At 68.6% G+C, this 14,979-nt stretch carries 12 protein-coding genes and 1 pseudogene; 7 read left to right on the top strand and 6 right to left on the bottom strand.

Annotated features, from left to right (window positions below):
* Positions 1–39: 39 nt before the first annotated feature.
* Positions 40–1,407, bottom strand: coding sequence for a branched-chain amino acid transport system II carrier protein (brnQ, locus tag DYE07_RS07865; RefSeq protein ID WP_115296706.1), 1,368 nt, complete (start codon positions 1,405–1,407; stop codon positions 40–42).
* A gap of 215 nt (positions 1,408–1,622) precedes the next feature.
* Positions 1,623–3,923, bottom strand: coding sequence for an ArnT family glycosyltransferase (locus DYE07_RS07860; RefSeq protein WP_115296705.1), 2,301 nt, complete (start codon positions 3,921–3,923; stop codon positions 1,623–1,625).
* Positions 3,924–4,210: 287 nt separating this feature from the next.
* On the opposite strand from DYE07_RS07860, the gene DYE07_RS07855 reads away from it, so the two are divergent.
* From DYE07_RS07855 to DYE07_RS07845, 3 genes are all read left to right on the top strand, one after another.
* Positions 4,211–4,900 carry a phosphatase PAP2 family protein gene (locus tag DYE07_RS07855; RefSeq protein ID WP_237723852.1) on the top strand — a complete coding sequence of 230 codons (690 nt, stop codon included), beginning with the start codon at positions 4,211–4,213 and terminating at the stop codon, positions 4,898–4,900.
* Positions 4,897–5,631, top strand: coding sequence for a phosphatase PAP2 family protein (locus tag DYE07_RS07850; protein WP_115296703.1), 735 nt, complete (start codon positions 4,897–4,899; stop codon positions 5,629–5,631). The genes DYE07_RS07855 and DYE07_RS07850 overlap by 4 nt, the downstream gene beginning before the upstream one ends.
* Positions 5,632–5,972: 341 nt before the next feature.
* Positions 5,973–8,084: a M4 family metallopeptidase gene (locus DYE07_RS07845; protein ID WP_115296702.1), complete on the top strand. Its 2,112-nt coding sequence runs from the start codon at positions 5,973–5,975 to the stop codon at positions 8,082–8,084.
* A 256-nt stretch (positions 8,085–8,340) separates the two neighbouring features.
* Here DYE07_RS07845 and DYE07_RS07840 read toward each other — a convergent pair whose 3' ends face one another.
* The 3 genes from DYE07_RS07840 to DYE07_RS07830 form a co-directional block, all read right to left on the bottom strand.
* On the bottom strand, positions 8,341–8,736 hold the full coding sequence (locus DYE07_RS07840) for a hypothetical protein (protein WP_040015057.1): 396 nt from the start codon (positions 8,734–8,736) through the stop codon (positions 8,341–8,343).
* Positions 8,733–9,122: a hypothetical protein gene (locus DYE07_RS07835; protein WP_147286902.1), complete on the bottom strand. Its 390-nt coding sequence runs from the start codon at positions 9,120–9,122 to the stop codon at positions 8,733–8,735. Before DYE07_RS07835 ends, DYE07_RS07840 begins: the two co-directional genes overlap by 4 nt.
* Positions 9,123–9,296: 174 nt before the next feature.
* Complete coding sequence (locus DYE07_RS07830) at positions 9,297–10,811, bottom strand: MDR/zinc-dependent alcohol dehydrogenase-like family protein (RefSeq protein WP_115296701.1); 1,515 nt, start codon at positions 10,809–10,811, stop codon at positions 9,297–9,299.
* Positions 10,812–11,037: 226 nt separating this feature from the next.
* Between DYE07_RS07830 and DYE07_RS07825 the strand changes: the two genes are divergently transcribed.
* The 4 genes and pseudogenes from DYE07_RS07825 (at position 11,038) to DYE07_RS07810 (ending at position 14,628) form a co-directional block, all read left to right on the top strand.
* Entirely contained in the window at positions 11,038–12,069 is a 1,032-nt protein-coding gene (locus DYE07_RS07825) for a class I SAM-dependent methyltransferase (RefSeq protein WP_115296700.1), read from the top strand.
* A gap of 51 nt (positions 12,070–12,120) precedes the next feature.
* Positions 12,121–13,065 (top strand): annotated as a pseudogene (locus DYE07_RS07820) (RtcB family protein); the annotation flags it as partial.
* 212 nt (positions 13,066–13,277) lie between these two features.
* Complete coding sequence (locus tag DYE07_RS07815; protein WP_040015055.1) at positions 13,278–14,105, top strand: GNAT family N-acetyltransferase; 828 nt, start codon at positions 13,278–13,280, stop codon at positions 14,103–14,105.
* A 97-nt stretch (positions 14,106–14,202) separates the two neighbouring features.
* Positions 14,203–14,628 (top strand): YccF domain-containing protein, encoded by a 426-nt coding sequence (locus DYE07_RS07810; protein ID WP_006946995.1) that lies wholly within the window; start codon positions 14,203–14,205, stop codon positions 14,626–14,628.
* Here DYE07_RS07810 and DYE07_RS07805 read toward each other — a convergent pair.
* Positions 14,622–14,888, bottom strand: coding sequence for a hypothetical protein (locus DYE07_RS07805; protein WP_074045873.1), 267 nt, complete (start codon positions 14,886–14,888; stop codon positions 14,622–14,624). The genes DYE07_RS07810 and DYE07_RS07805 overlap by 7 nt on opposite strands.
* Positions 14,889–14,979 lie beyond the last annotated feature (91 nt).

Here is a 14,979-nt window from a genome sequence, read left to right as displayed (position 1 = left end):
CGGTTGGCGTCGCATGTCATGCGTCGTATGGCGTCAGCGTCAGCCCTCGTGCCGCACCCGGCTGACGATCGCGCCACAGACGAGTCCGAGCAGGCCGGGGACGACCCAGCCGAAGCCGTTCTCGAACCATGGCAGGACGGTGCGCGCGCCGTCGACGAGAGCGTCGCGGCCCGCCGGTGCTGACGGCAGCGCGGCGAGCAGGTCGAAGAGCGCGGCGACGCCGACGCACGCGACGACACCGACGAGGATGCTGCGTCGGCCCTTCAGCCACGGCGACGCGAGGCCGAGCAGGATGAGCGCGATCGCGAGCGGGTAGAGGAACATGAGCAGCGGCGTCGACCAGGAGATGATGGCGCTGAGGCCGATGTTCGACACTGCGAACGAGACGCCCGTGAACGTCAGTGCCCACGCGCGGTACCCGAGGCGGGGGAACATCTCGGCAAACATCTCCGCGCAGGCCGTGACGAGGCCGATCGAGGTCTTGAGGCACGCGACGAGCACGATCGCGGCGATGAGCACCTGCCCGAACGAGCCGAAGAAGTGTCGGGAGATGCCGGCCAGCGCGGTGCCGCCGTTGTCGGCGGTGATGACGCCGATCGACGTCGCACCCATCCATGCGAGCGAGGCGTAGATGGCCGCCATTCCGAGGACGCTGACGATGCCGCTCTTCGCGGTCTCGACGGCGATGCGTCGCGGGCTCGTGATGCCGAGGCGGCGTACCGCGTCGATGATGACGATGCTGAACGCGAGGGAGGCGAGGGCGTCCATCGTGTTGTAGCCGTCGAGGAAGCCGCGGGTGACGGGGCCGTCCGCGTACGGGCCCTTGGGGGCGGCGGTGACGTCGTGCGTCATCGGTTTCACGAAGGCGGCGACGATGAGCGCGCCGAGCAGCACGAGGAATCCGGGGGTGAGGTAACGCCCGACCCAGTCGATCAGCTTGCCGGGACGCAGCGCCGCGGCCGCGGTGAGGGCGAAGAAGATCGCGGTGAATGCGAGCAGCGCCCATGTCTGTGCGCCGGCGGGCACCGATTCGGCGAGGCCGATCTCGTACGAGACGGACGCGGTGCGCGGGATCGCGAATGCCGGCCCGATCGTCAGGTACAGCAGGCACGTGAAGATGACGGCGAAGCGTGGGTCGACGCGCACCGCGAGTTCGCGGACGTTGCGCGTGCCCGACAGGGCGGAGGCGATGACGCCGAGGACGGGCAGGCCCGTTGCGGTGATGAGGAACCCGATCGTCGCGAGCGTGGTGTGCGACCCGGCTTCGCGGCCCATCTGCACGGGAAAGATGAGGTTGCCGGCGCCGAAGAACAACCCGAACAGCATCGTCCCGACGAGGAGTGTCTGTGCCGGACGCAACCGCGACGGCGTGGACGAGGAAACGGTCGGTGCGGCAGCAGAACTCACGCCGGTCAGTATGACAAGGACGGCGGGCCGAGCGGGCAGGGCGCCACCGCGTCCCGGGCCAAGGCCAGGAGCTGGCCTTGCCCAGCTCGGCACCACGAATGTGAGCGCCCTGGCCGAAAACGAGCTTCATGTCGCTCGTGTTCGACCAGGACGACGCTCACATTCGAGAGACGGTCACCCGGCGGCTTCGGGATCGCGCAGCCGCCGGGCCGGCGTCAGCTCGTCGCCTTCGTCAGGTCGTAGACGGTGACGCCACCGACCGTCGTGGCCTTGTAGTGCGCCTTGACCCAGGCGGTGATCTGCGCGCCCGAGCCGGAGTTGCCACCCGGGCCGCCGCCCATGCCACCGCCGGCGATGAAGTACGTGATGTCGCCGTTCTTCACGTACTGCTGGAACTGCGCGAGCGTGACGTTGTCGTCACTGCCGCTCCAGCCGCCGATCGACATGACGGCCGTGTCGCTGCTCAGGATGTACCCGGCTGCACTCTGATCGCCGATGACGGCCGCGGACCACTTCGAGTTCGTCGCGTCGAGCAACTTCACCAACGCCGCGTTGGACGTCGAACCGCCCTGCGCGCCGGCGGAACTCGGGGAACGCTGCGTCCCCGTCGTCGAACCCGAGGCCCCGGCCTCGCTCGACGAGCCGGACGAGGCCGCCGAACCGCCACTCGACGCCGCGCCGGAAGCTGAGCCCGAGCTGCCACTCGACGGAGCTGCACCCGAAGGAGCCGTACCCGACGGCTTGGTGCCCGACGGAGCCTGACCCGCCGCACCCGACGAGCCGGTCGTCCCAGAACCAGCCGAGCCAGCAGAACCCGTCGAACCACCAGGCGCACCCTGGGCGCCGCCGGGAGCCGAGCCCATCGACCCCATGCCGCCGCGTGCTCCGGCGACGGCAGGCCCGGCAGTCGGCATCGAGCCGTTGTGACCGCTCGCCATCGTCGCGAACGTGTACGCCGACGTCCCACCGAGGCCACCGAGCACCCCGACGACGAGGCCGGTGACGGCGACGCGGCGCGCACGCGCACCCCATGCCGGCGCGGCGACGAACGTCATCGCCCCGAGCACCGCAGCGATCGCGCAGACCCACTTGAGCCACGGCATCCAGCCGGACGCAGACGTCGTCAGCACCCGGAAGCTCCAGACACCGCTGACGCAGATCGCCGCGCCGAGCACGACGCGCCACAGCAGCGACGAGCGTCGCGCGAAGACCTCACGACCACCGACGGCGATGCACGCGGCGACGGCCGGCGCGAGCGCCACGGCGTAATAGGAGTGCACGGTGCCCTTCATGAACGACAGGCACAGCATCGTCACGACGAGCCAGCCGCCCCACAGCACGAGTGACGCGCGCACGAGATCGGTGCGCGGTGCACGACGACGAGCGACGAGGCCTGCCACGAGCAGCACGAGGGACGCGGGCAGCAACCACGAGATCTCGCCGGCGAACTGGCTGTTGAACATGCGGAACAGCCCTGCGGTGCCACCGAATCGACCACCGCCGGCGCCGCCACCGCCCCCGGCGTTGCCGTCGCCGCCGAGGATGCGGCCGAGGCCGTTGTAGCCGAGCGCGAGTTCCCATTCGGAGTTGTTCGTCGAGCCGCCGATGTAGGGGCGGGCGCCGGCCGGCCAGGCCGCGACGAGCGCCACGAACCATCCGGCGCCGACGATGACGCTGACGAGCGCCGCCGCGAGGTGCTTGATGCGCGTGCCCAGCGAGAAGCGTGCCGCCACGAGGTAGGCGAGACCGAGGCCGGGCAGGACGAGCAGGCCCTGCAGCATCTTCGTCAGGAACGCGAAGCCGATGAGCAGTCCCGCGCCGACCATCCACCGCAGCGCGGTAGCCGAGGCGGAGCGAACCCGCCCGCGCCGCGTCGTCGTCGGCTCGTCACGTCCGCTCACCTCGATGGCGCGCACGACGCAGTACGCGGCCGCCGTCATGAGCAGGACGAGCATCGCGTCGGGGTTGTCGAAGCGGAACATGAGCGCCGCGACGGGCGTCATCGTCACGATAAACCCGGCGAGCAGGCCCGCCGCGTGCCCCGACCAGCGGCGCACCGCGCCGTATGTCAGGCCGACGGTGCCGACGCCCATGAGCGCCTGCGGCAGCAGCAGCGAGAACGACGAGAAGCCGAAGATCCGCGCGGACAGCCCCATGACCCACAAGGAGGCCGGGGGCTTGTCGACGGTGATCGCGTTGCTCGAGTCGAGCGAACCGAACAGCCACGCCTTCCAGTCCTTCGACGCCGATTTCGCTGCGGCAGCGTAGAACTCGTTCGCGTAGCCGGAGTTCGTCAGGTTCCAGCCGTACACGACGGCGGCCAGCGTCAGCAGCGCGAACAGCGCCGGTCGCGCCCAGTTAGGGTCGTCATCGGCGCCGCGCACGAGGCGCCGCAGCCGGTCCTGACGCCGTGGGGGTGCCGCCGCGGAGTGCGGGGTGGCACCCCCCGCCAGCTCGCGGGCCCGACGGCCGTCGCGGCGCGATCGCAGCAGGCGCGTCGGTGTGGTGGTGGTCATCGCGGATCCCTCCGTCGCAGTCTCGGCGCCGATGCGCCCGGTGATGACGACGACTCTCGCGGCCGGCGCTTTGCTGCCCGCGTGGCGCCCCTGTGCGCCGTCTGTGAGCGGTTCGCCATCACGCCCCGCTCGACCTGCGCGGCCCCGCCCCGCTTGATCCAACGGGGGACGTCCCACCCCGCCACCCCTGAGATCGGCCCAAGAGCGCTGATCGTGTTGCGACCGAACGAAGTACGGTATGAGGCATGTCTGCCGCAGCGCCGAGAGGGCCGAGATCGCGGGGTTCGGTGAGGTTCAGAAGCCTCGCGCGGGCGGTGGGGCCGCGGCTGCTGCGCGGTGTCGTCGTAGCGGCCGTCCTGTGCTTGCCCGTCGCGGTGCTCGCGCTGCTCGTCACGCGCCACTTCGCTCCGATCGTCGACCTCGACGAGCGAGTCGTCGTCGCGGCCACTGACGTCACGCGCGCACACCCCGGGTTCGAGGACGCATTGATCGGGTGGCAGTCCGCGTTCCACCCGACGATGGTCTACCTCTACGCGATTCCCGTCGCCGTCTGGACGTGGCTGCGCGGCTTCCGGGCCCGCACGATCTGGGGCGTCGTGACGATGCTCGTCGGCTGGAACCTCGGCCTGCAGGTCAAGCTCATCGTCGAGCGGGCGCGCCCCGTCATCGCCGACCCCGTCAGCCATGCGCCGGGCTACAGCTTTCCCAGCGGCCACGCGTTCAACGTCGCGATGATGGTGACGACGTGCCTCATCATGGCGTGGCCGCTCGTGTGGCGCTGGCCCCCGCTCATCCGCGCCGCAGCGGTGGCGGTGGGGGTGCTCGTCGTCGTCCTGACGATGCTCGATCGCATCTTCCTCGGCGTCCACTTCCCGAGCGACGTGACGGCGGGCGTCCTGCTCGCGCTGGGCCTGTCGTCCGCGTCGTATCTCGGTTTCAGCCATCGGCCGAAGGGCCACCTCGAGGAGGATTCGTGACCACCGCTCACCCCGACCATCACGACGGTGGGCGCGAGGCGTCAGCCCGCCCGACGCCCAAGGAGGTGCTCGTCTCCATCTTGAAGCGCGCTGTCTTGCCGGCTCTCGTGGCGTTCGGGGTGCTCATCGCCATCGGCAAGATCATCATGAACGTGTTCGACGAGATCCCGGCCGAGGACACGCTCTCGCGGGATGTCGCCGGGTGGCGCACCGCCTCGCTCAACCCGATCTCCAAGACCGTCTCGACGATCAACGACACGTGGTTCACGATCGGCGGGTCGGTCGTCGTCGCGCTCGTCATCCTCGTGCTGACGCGCAAGTGGTGGCTCGCCATCCTGCCGGTCCTCGCGATCAGCCTCGAGGCGAGTGTCTTCGTGCCGGTGACTAAGATCGTCAACCGTCCGCGCCCCGAGGTCGAGCGCCTCGACCCGCACGCGCCGCCGACGTCCAGCTTTCCGAGCGGGCACACCGCGGCGTCGTTCGCGTTGTCCTGGAGCATCATGCTGCTCGCACAGCGCATCCCGAACGTGCTCGCGCGCCGCATCGTCCAGGTCGTCTGCTTCGTCTTCCCGTTCTGCGTCGGCTTCGCGCGCCTGTACCGCGGCATGCACCACCTCAGCGATGTCATCATCGGCGCGCTGCTCGGCATGCTGTGCGCGGGCATCTCCTACGCGGCGATCCGCGCGACGGAACGTCAGGCCGCCGAGCGAGCGGACGGGGTTCGCGGCTGAGCCACCGCCCGGCGGGTTCGAGCCGGAAAAGCTCTCCTCAGGTCAAGAACGCAGGCAGAAAGCCTGCGTTCTTGTCATGTCCAGAGCCTGTCAACAAATGTCACATCGAGGTTGCGAATGCCCAGGTGTGGCAGGGGGGCGCACAAGCAAACCCCTGTGATCTCGCATATTGCAGCCTCTCCCTGTCGGTGAACTGAGAAAAAATTGTGCGTCAACTCTCCATTCGACCCCTCGCGAGGGCTATACATGACTTGACTCACAGTCCTTGGGCTGACGAGTCACCCCACCGCCCCACCGCCGGAGCCCCACGCCCCGGTCGCTCAGAGGAGACACCGATTCTCATGAAGCGCACCACCCTCACCGTCGCCTTCGCTGCGGCCTGCTCCTTCTCGCTCGTCCCCGCCGTCGCTCAGAGCGCCTCCGCCGACTCCCCGGCGACGCGGCAGGCGTCGTTCCAGTCGGCATCGGCGCATTCGAGCCTCGTCGGCTCCGCGCAGTCGCAGTCGGCGGCGCTCGTCAAGGCCGTCGGTCTCAGCGCCGATAACGCCTTCAAGATCAAGGACGTGCTCAAGGACACCGACGGCTCGACGCACGTGCGCGTCGACCGCACCTTCAAGGGCATCCCCGTCGTCGGTGGCGACCTCGTCATCCACCGTGACGCCTCCGGCAAGGTCACCGGCCACGACGGCATGTTCGACGGCGCCATCACCGTCGACACCGCACCCGCCATCCCCAAGGCCACCGGTGAGGCCAAGGGCCTCGCGGCCGCCAAGGCCCACAAGAAGAGCGAGGGGCTCGATGCGGCCAAGGGCGCGGGCAGCACCCTCGTCATTCGTGTCGACGAGGCCGGCAAGCAGCAGCTCGCCTACATGGTGAAGACGACCGGCATGCAGAAGGACCGCACGCCGTCGCGCGTCCGCTCGTTCATCAACGCCGACACCGGCGCCGTCATCTCCTCGTTCGACGAGATCGCCCACGCCACGGGCAACGGCATCTACGACAAGAACGTCACGCTCACCACCTCCGGCTCGAGCGGTTCGTACAAGCTGAGCAATCCGAACACGGGCAACTACACGACCGACTCGAACAACCAGAAGATCAACGGCACGACGATGACGGACGCCGACAACGTCTGGGGCGACGGGTCGAACTCGAACCGTCAGAGCGCCGGCGTCGACGCGCAGTACGGTGCGGACACGACGTTCGACTACTACAAGAGCGTCATGGGCCGCAACGGCATCTGGAACAACGGCAACGGTGCGCGCAGCCGCGTCCACTACGACAACAACTACGTCAACGCGTTCTGGGACGGCACTCAGATGACGTACGGCGACGGTGACCGTAATGCGAACCCGCTGACGGAGCTCGACGTCGCCGGCCACGAGATGAGTCACGGCGTCACGGAGAACACGGCCGGTCTCGACTACTCGGGCGACGCCGGTGGCCTCAACGAGTCGACATCCGACATCTTCGGCACGGGCGTGGAGTGGTACGCGAACCTGGCCTCCGACAAGCCGGACTTCCTGCTCGGCGAGGAGATCGACATCAACGGTGACGGCACGCCGCTGCGCTACATGGACAAGCCGAGCAAGGACGGTGCGAGCTACGACTGCTACTCCTCGTCCGTCGGCAGCGCCGACCCGCACTACTCGTCGGGCCCGCTCAACCACTGGTACTTCCTCGCCTCGAACGGTTCGGGCGCGAAGACGATCAACGGTGTCTCCTACAACAGCTCCACCTGCGACAGCTCATCGGTGACGGGCGCCGGCCGCGCCGACATCGAGAAGGTCTGGTACCGCACGCTGTCGACGAAGCTGACGTCGACGTCGAACTACAAGGCTGCTCGTGAGGGCGCCATCAAGTCGGCCGTCGAGCTGTACGGCGGTTCGAGCCAGGTCTGCAAGTCGGTCGAGAGCGCGTTCAACGCGATCAACGTCCCCAAGGGCACCGCTGCGTGCTCGACGTCGACGGACCCGACCCCGACCCCGACGCCCACCCCGGCGCCCGGCACCAACGCGGTGACGAACGGTGACTTCGAAGCGGGTCAGACGGGCTGGACGGGCACGGACGGCCCCATCACGAACAACGCGCGCCAGGCCGCGCACGGCGGTTCGTGGAAGATGTGGCTCGGCGGCAACGGCTCGACGAGCACCGAGTACGAACAGCAGTCGGTGAAGGTGCCGGCGAGCGGCAAGCTGACGTACTACGTGCACGTCGACACGGCCGAGACGACGCGTTCCACGAAGTACGACACCGCGAAGGTCCAGGTCATCAACGGCACGACGACGAGCACGGTGTCGACCTTCTCGAACCTCGACGCGGCGAGCGGTTATGTCGCGAAGACGGTCGACCTGTCGGCCTTCGCCGGCAAGACGGTGACGCTCAAGTTCACCGCGTCGGAGGACTCGGTCTCGCAGACGTCGTTCGTCTTCGACGACGTGGTCGTGAAGTGACGGCGCACTGACGTCACCTCGACCTCACGTCAGGGGCCGTTGACCGGGCGCTGAGGACGACGCCGGTGGGTGCCACCCGAATCTCTGGTGGCACCCACCGTCGTCGTGGTGTGTGGTGTGTGGTGTGTGCTGTGTCGTGACGGTCGGGTAGGGTTGCGAGATTTCTCGCGCGTGGCCCCACCGGCGAGCGTGGTCGAGCCGCGCGGACGAGGCGGGCCGTCAGGTTCGCGCGTGGCCCGTCAGTGGAAGGGCGGCGTCACCCGAGCAGGTCGAGCTCCTCGGCTCGGATCTCGGTGACGTGGTTGCTGCCCTGGGTGCGCTGCTCGGTGACGTCGCCGCGCACGCGGATGACGGAGCCGAGGCGCAGGTGCTCGGTGGCGGGCAGCGGGCAGCACAGGGCGAGGCCGTCGTCGACGGTTCGGAAGCAGTGGCGCACGACGTCGGCGGTGTCGCCGTCACGTGGCGGGGTGGTGCCGGCGACGCGGGCGATGACGTCGACGGTGGTGCCCACGTCGGCGAGGAACGAGACGGACGTCGTCGTGCCGGAGCCTCGTTCGGCGGGGCCGGCGGCGACGCCGGAGTAGCGCTGGTCGGCGTCTTTGCGGTCTTGGCCGCGCACGATGCGCGGAATGGTCACGGGGAGGGAGATCACGTCATCCTCAAGGGGTTGAAGCAGTCGCGGAGCACCGTGACGCGCGTGGCGTCGCGGGTGGTGTGGGCCTTGACGAGGCCGGACAGGGCGAGTCGTTCACCCTCGGTGATGCCGTAACGGCGCTGAGTCGACCACTCGAGGAGATCGTTCGTGCCCTCGACGCGCAGCACGTAGGTGAACGTGCGTCGCGCGGCGGTGACATGTTCGACGACGACGCGCAGGCGCAGCTGTCCGCCCTGCGTGCCGATCCATTCGCTCGCGGTGTGGCGCGCGAGAATGCCGGCAGCTGTGCTGGGCTTCTCGGCATGGCCGCGGGTGGGCATGGCGTCGGTTGCGGAGGTCGTGACGCGGTGCGCGTGTGGGCACATGAAGGCTGGCGCAAACATCGACTTCCCCTCTCCGTGAACGATGGTCTCGGTATGAGGACGCATGAACCCCCACGCAGGTTGCGTGGGGTGCTCGAGCAATCGTGTGTTCCCCTCTTTCGAGCGTAACGCGCATCGCCCCCTCGGACGGCGGTCGCGAGGAGGCGATATGACGGGCGGGCGAGACGTGTGTCGCTATGCCTTGCGGCGCAGCGCCTTGGGGGCGCCGAGAGCGGCCGCGACGCCGAGGGCCGAGCGGGGTGCCCAGGCCGTGCGCCACAAGCCACCGTGTGCGGCGCCGTCGCTGAAGAGTTCTTCGGCGTGGGCGCGCTGAGGCGCGGCACCGGGGGCGAGGTCGTCACGCATGACGTCGTGGACGAGCAACGCCGCCATGAGCGCGCGGCTCGTCTCGGCGGCGAAGACCTCGACACCGAAGTGGTGCGCGCCGGCGTAGGCGGCCTTGAGGGCGGTGTTCTTCGTCACCGACCGGGTGAACGTCGCGGGTGCGACGTTGAACGAGACGCGGCGCCCGTCAGCCTCCGAGGCGACGGCGCGCCAGCGCTGCAGGCGCTTCGCGACGGCGTAGTTGGGGCCCTGCTGGGCGATGATGCAGTCGGTGACGCGCGAGCCCTTCGGGTAGGGCTCGGTGAACAGTTGGCCGCGTGACGCGGTGCGCAGCGCGCGCTTCGCGAAACCCTTGCTGCCGTGGCGTGACCACCTCGAGCGGGCGGCGTCGATGATCTCCTGGGGTACGACGAACGCGTCGGTCGGCGTCGCGAGATAGGCGAGCACCGTCGTCGGGCGGCGCTCCTGCAGCCAGGTGGCGATGAGGTCGCCGGCGAGCGTCAGGCGGATGTGCATGCCCGAATCGGCATAGGCGTGCATGCCGAGGACGATGGTGTCGTCACCCGCCTGCTCGTCGATCCACGCAGCGACGGCCGCGGTGTCGCGCGTGATGTCGGCGCCCGTCTCGCCGTCCTTCGTCGGCAGGCTGACGTGGTCCGCACCGTCGCGCGCCATCTTCTCGAGGCGCTCGCTGACGCGGGGGATGTCGATCGCGAGGATGCGTGCGCCCCAGCTCGACAGCATCTCGAGCGGCCCCATCTCGGCGCCGGCGCCGATGTCGGCGACGACGTGGCCAGGCAGGCTCAGCCACTCCGGGTGCGCGACGACACGCATGACGGCGTCCGCGCACGACTGCTCCACGATGCCCTTGTGCACCCACGCCGCGAGTTGGCGTTCGAGATCGTGGCCGCTCAGCATGCGCCCCTGGTAGGGGATGGCGAGTTCCTGACGAGGCTCGGCGGTGCCGTCCACGGTGTGGGTGCCGAACGTGCCGCGGGCGGCATCGACGACGGCGTCGACGTCGAGGTCGGCGAGCGGTGTCTGCGTGCCGTCGTTGGCAACGTGGACGAGATGGGCGCGCGCCGCGGCGAGGCCGTCGCGGGCGATCGTCGTCGCTGCATCGTCATCGGCAGCGGTGCGGACGGTGAGTTCGCGCATCGCGCCGACGTAGCCCTGACGCCACGACGTGTCGGCCTCGACTCGGCTCGCCAGTGCGGGGTCGCTGTTGCGCACCGCTTCCGCGACGATGGCCTTGACGGTCGGCGTCGTCGGGCGCGTGCGGTCGGATCCGGCCGGGAACTGGATGCCGACCTCCTCGCGGACGGTGGTGTCGGCGGACGTCGGTGTGGCGGTCCTCGGCATCATGAGCCTTTCGCGCAGGTGGTGGGTACCTCACCATCGAAGCGCACTGCGTGGTGCGACTTCGCCAAGAGACGCACCAACTCTGGACGGTCTCGTTTGGAGGTTTCCTCCAATTCGGCGACCGCGCCGACATCATCACGGTGCGACGTTGCATAAGTGGGCCCGCTGCGGTTGACCATGACGAAGAAATCGGTGGCGTGGTTCGTCAGGTCACGGCAGACTCGACGTCATGAACGACACGCAGCTCTCGACCGCAGCCACGTCGCCGACGGCGACGGCTGGTAGTGAGGAGTACCTGCGCGTCAACAAGGCCAACTGGGATGACCGTGCCGTCGCCCATGCCGCAAGCCCCGACTATTCGGTGCAGCACTTCATCGACCACCCCGACGCCATCAGCCGTGTCGTCCGGTTCGACGTGGAGCGTGCGCCGGGGCTCGGATCGCTCGACGGGCTTGACGTCGTCCACCTCCAGTGCCACATCGGCACCGACACGTTGTCGCTGAAACGGCTTGGCGCGCAGCGCGTCACGGGTGTCGACCTGTCGCCGAAGTCGTTGGAAGAGGCCCGGCGCATCGCCGCTGCAGCCGGACATGGCGACATCGAGTACGTCGAATCCGACGTCTACTCGGCGCCGGAAGCCCTGGGCGGCAGGCAGTTCGACCTCGTCTACACCGGCATCGGCGCGCTGTGTTGGCTGCCCAGCATCGAACGCTGGGCCCAGGTCGTCGAGGCGCTGCTCAAGCCCGGCGGGCGACTGTTCATCCGCGAAGGCCACCCGATGCTTTGGGCGATGGGCGACCACCCAGCCACCGCGAAACGCACCCTGCGCGATGACGAATTCACCACCCCTGCCGTGGAGTTCCCCTACTTCGAGCAGGAGCAACCACTCGTGTTCGACGACGGGGGCACCTACGTCGAGACCGGCCACGAGTTCACCGCGAACGTCACGCACGAATGGAATCACGGGCTCGGCGAGGTCGTCACGGCACTGCTGAACGCCGGGCTCCGACTCGACGCACTCGTCGAGCACCAGAGCGTCCCGTGGAACGCGCTGCCCGGCCAGATGGTCGAGATCGAACCGAACGAGTGGCAGCTCGCCGAGAATCCCGCGCGGCTCGCCGCGACCTACACCTTGACGGCAACAAAGCCTGCGGACGTCGACGACGCAGGCAACGCGCGCCTCACCGCACCCGAAGCATCTGCGTCGCAGGGCCCCCCGAAGCCGCCGGCATCGGACGAACCCTCGGCCCGAACGACCTGACGTCTGCTCCGTATCTCCATGCGGCGCAGGCGAACACGCAAGGAGAACACCATGGAGCGAATCAACGCGAAGCTGTACAACTGGGCCTCGATCCTCGAGGAATCGACCCGCGAACAGGCCCTGACGACGGCGTCGATGCCATTCATCTTCCCGCACCTCGCGCTCATGCCCGACGCTCACCTCGGTCGCGGCGCCACCGTCGGCTCCGTCATCCCGACGCTCGGCGCGATGTCTTAGGTCGCGCCGCGACGCAGCCCTGCGGGCCTCGCTGCGCTCATGTCCTCGGGTTGCTGCGGCACTCCGTCATACCCGCCGCCGTCGGCGTCGACATCGGCTGCGGCATGATCGCGGTGCGCACGCAGCACACCGCCACCGACCTGCCCGTCGACCGTGCGCCCGTACGTCAGGCGATCGAGCGCGCCATCCCGCTGTCGGCCGGGGGAGTGAACCGCACGATCAGCCGCGACCACACGCGCACGCGCCTCGACGAACTCAGCGCCATGGCCGCCGACGCCGGGTTCGACCCCGCGACGTACGCGAAGAACTGGACGCTACAGCTCGGCTCGCTGGGCTCGGGCAACCACTTCATCGAGATCTCCCTCGACGAGGACGACCGCGTCTGGCTGTTCCTGCACTCCGGTTCGCGCGGCGTCGGCAACAAGATCGCCCAGCACCACATCAAGACGGCGACCGACTACTGCGCGACGAACTGGATCGACCTGCCCGACCGCGACCTCGCATACCTCGTCCAGGGCACACCCCAGTTCGACGCCTACTCCCGGTCGCGCCGCGACGCAGCCCTGCGGGCCTCGCTGCGCTCGTGTCCTCGGGATGCTGCGGCACTCCGGCATCCGCGAACTCGAGTGGGCACAGCACTTCGCCCTGCTCAACCGCGAAGAAATGATGGACCGCGTCGTCCGCCAGTACAGCGAATGGGCTGGCGAACCCGTCATCGAACAGGAACGCATCAACTGCCACCACAATTACACAGAGCGTCTTCCGGCTTCCCAGGCGCGATCGCTGTTTCTTCCGGCGGAAGGGGTTCACAAGCTCACCCCATCCGCTCGGTGCGACACGAGCTGGTCACGCTTCTCACGCCCCACCTGGCGGATACCGGGTGGGGCGCGAGCAGCTCAAAGCGATCTACACGACGCGTCGGTCGAGAAATTCAGTTGTGGCGTGGGGCGCCGGGCTGCGAGATTCACCCCATGAACCCTGAGGCGTTTCGCGACCTGTACGACTCTCAGCTGCGCGGTCGGGCGGAGGTGGCCGACGCCGACGAGGTGACGCCGATCGGCCCGGTGTTCGCTGCGACGTTCCCGGGCCGGCGGCGCGGATTCGTCACCTACGACCCGTTCGTCATGGATGGCGGGCTCGACGAACTCATCGACGCCGTCGTCAGCCATTTCGAGGCCGACGAGCGCGTCGACCACTTCGAATGGAAGACGCGCGGCCACGACGTCCTGCCGCGGCTGCTCCAGCGGCTCGAGGCGCGCGGATTCGAACTGGAAGAGCCCGAGACGGTCATGGTCGGGTCGGTCGACGACGTCATCGCCGCCGACGAGGGCCTGCCCGCCGGGTACACGCTCGAACGCGCCACCACCGAGCAGGCGATGCGTGACGCCGAAGGCCTCGCCGGGCGCGTCTTCGGCGATTCCCCCGAGCGCAGCCGACGTCAGGGCGACGAACTCGTCGAGCGCATGAGGCGCGATCCGGAAAGCTTCGAGATGTGGTTCGTGCGCGACTCGGCAGGCGACATCGTGTGCTCGGGGCGGGTCGATTTCGTGGACGACACCGACTTCGCGGCCCTGTGGGGTGGCGCGTGCGACGAACGTCATCGCGGGCGAGGCCTCTATCGTGTGCTCGCGGCGCAGCGCGCCCGAGCGGCCAAGACGCGCGGAAAGGCGCTGCTGCAGGTCGACTGCACCGAGTACTCGCGCCCCATCCTGCAGCGTGCGGGCCTCGTCGCGGTGACGACGTCGACACCCGCCGTCTGGCGACGGCCTGCCTCGAACACGTCTGGCGCACCCTGCTGAGGTGGCATGTGAGGCGACCCAGGAGCGATTCAGGTCATCTGGATAGGCTGTGGAGGTCGTATCGACACCACCCGGGTTCGACGACACGGGGAGAACAATGAAGACGTTGCTCAACATCATCTGGTTCGTGTTCGCCGGGGTGTGGTTGTGGTTGAGCTACATGCTCGCCGGGCTCATCATGTGCATTCTCATCGTGACGATCCCGTTCGGCGTCGCGTCGTTCCGCATCGCCAACTTCGCCGTGTGGCCGTTCGGGCGCACGTACGTCGACAAGCCGACAGCGGGCGTCGGGTCGATGATCGGCAACATCATCTGGTTCGTGCTCGCGGGCATCTGGATCGCCATCGCGCACATCGGCACAGCCATCGCCCTCGCCGTCACGATCATCGGTCTGCCCCTCGCCTGGGCGAACCTCAAGATGATCCCGCTCGCACTGTTCCCGCTGGGCAAGCAGATCGTCCCCGAGAGCGCGGCGCGCCCGCTCATGCCGCAGGCCGGCACGCCGACGACGTCGCGCTACTGACGCGGCGCCGGCGGCGCGGACCCAGAATCGCCGGAGTAGGGGTAGGGCTTGGGTTCATCGTCCGCGCCGATGCCGTAACCGTGCTGCTCCTTCGGGGCCTCGACGGCCATCCACGTCCGAATCATCCCCGGTACGAGGAAGGCTACCCACGCGATCGCCCACGCGTGGAACACGAGGCCGAGCACCAAAAACACGATGAGAGCCAGCGGACCGGAGATCGCGAGCAACTTCTGAGCCGTCGAGTTCGGTGAGGCGTTCATGACTCCAGTCTCGGCGCGCCGTTCGTCGCCTCACGCGGCCGACCGTCACGAATCACCCATGAGATGTGTCATGGGTCCACCGCCCGATGTT

Origin of the sequence: Dermacoccus nishinomiyaensis, assembly GCF_900447535.1 — a bacterium.
GTDB lineage: Bacteria > Actinomycetota > Actinomycetes > Actinomycetales > Dermatophilaceae > Dermacoccus > Dermacoccus nishinomiyaensis.
This window is presented reverse-complemented; position numbering and strand designations above follow the sequence as displayed.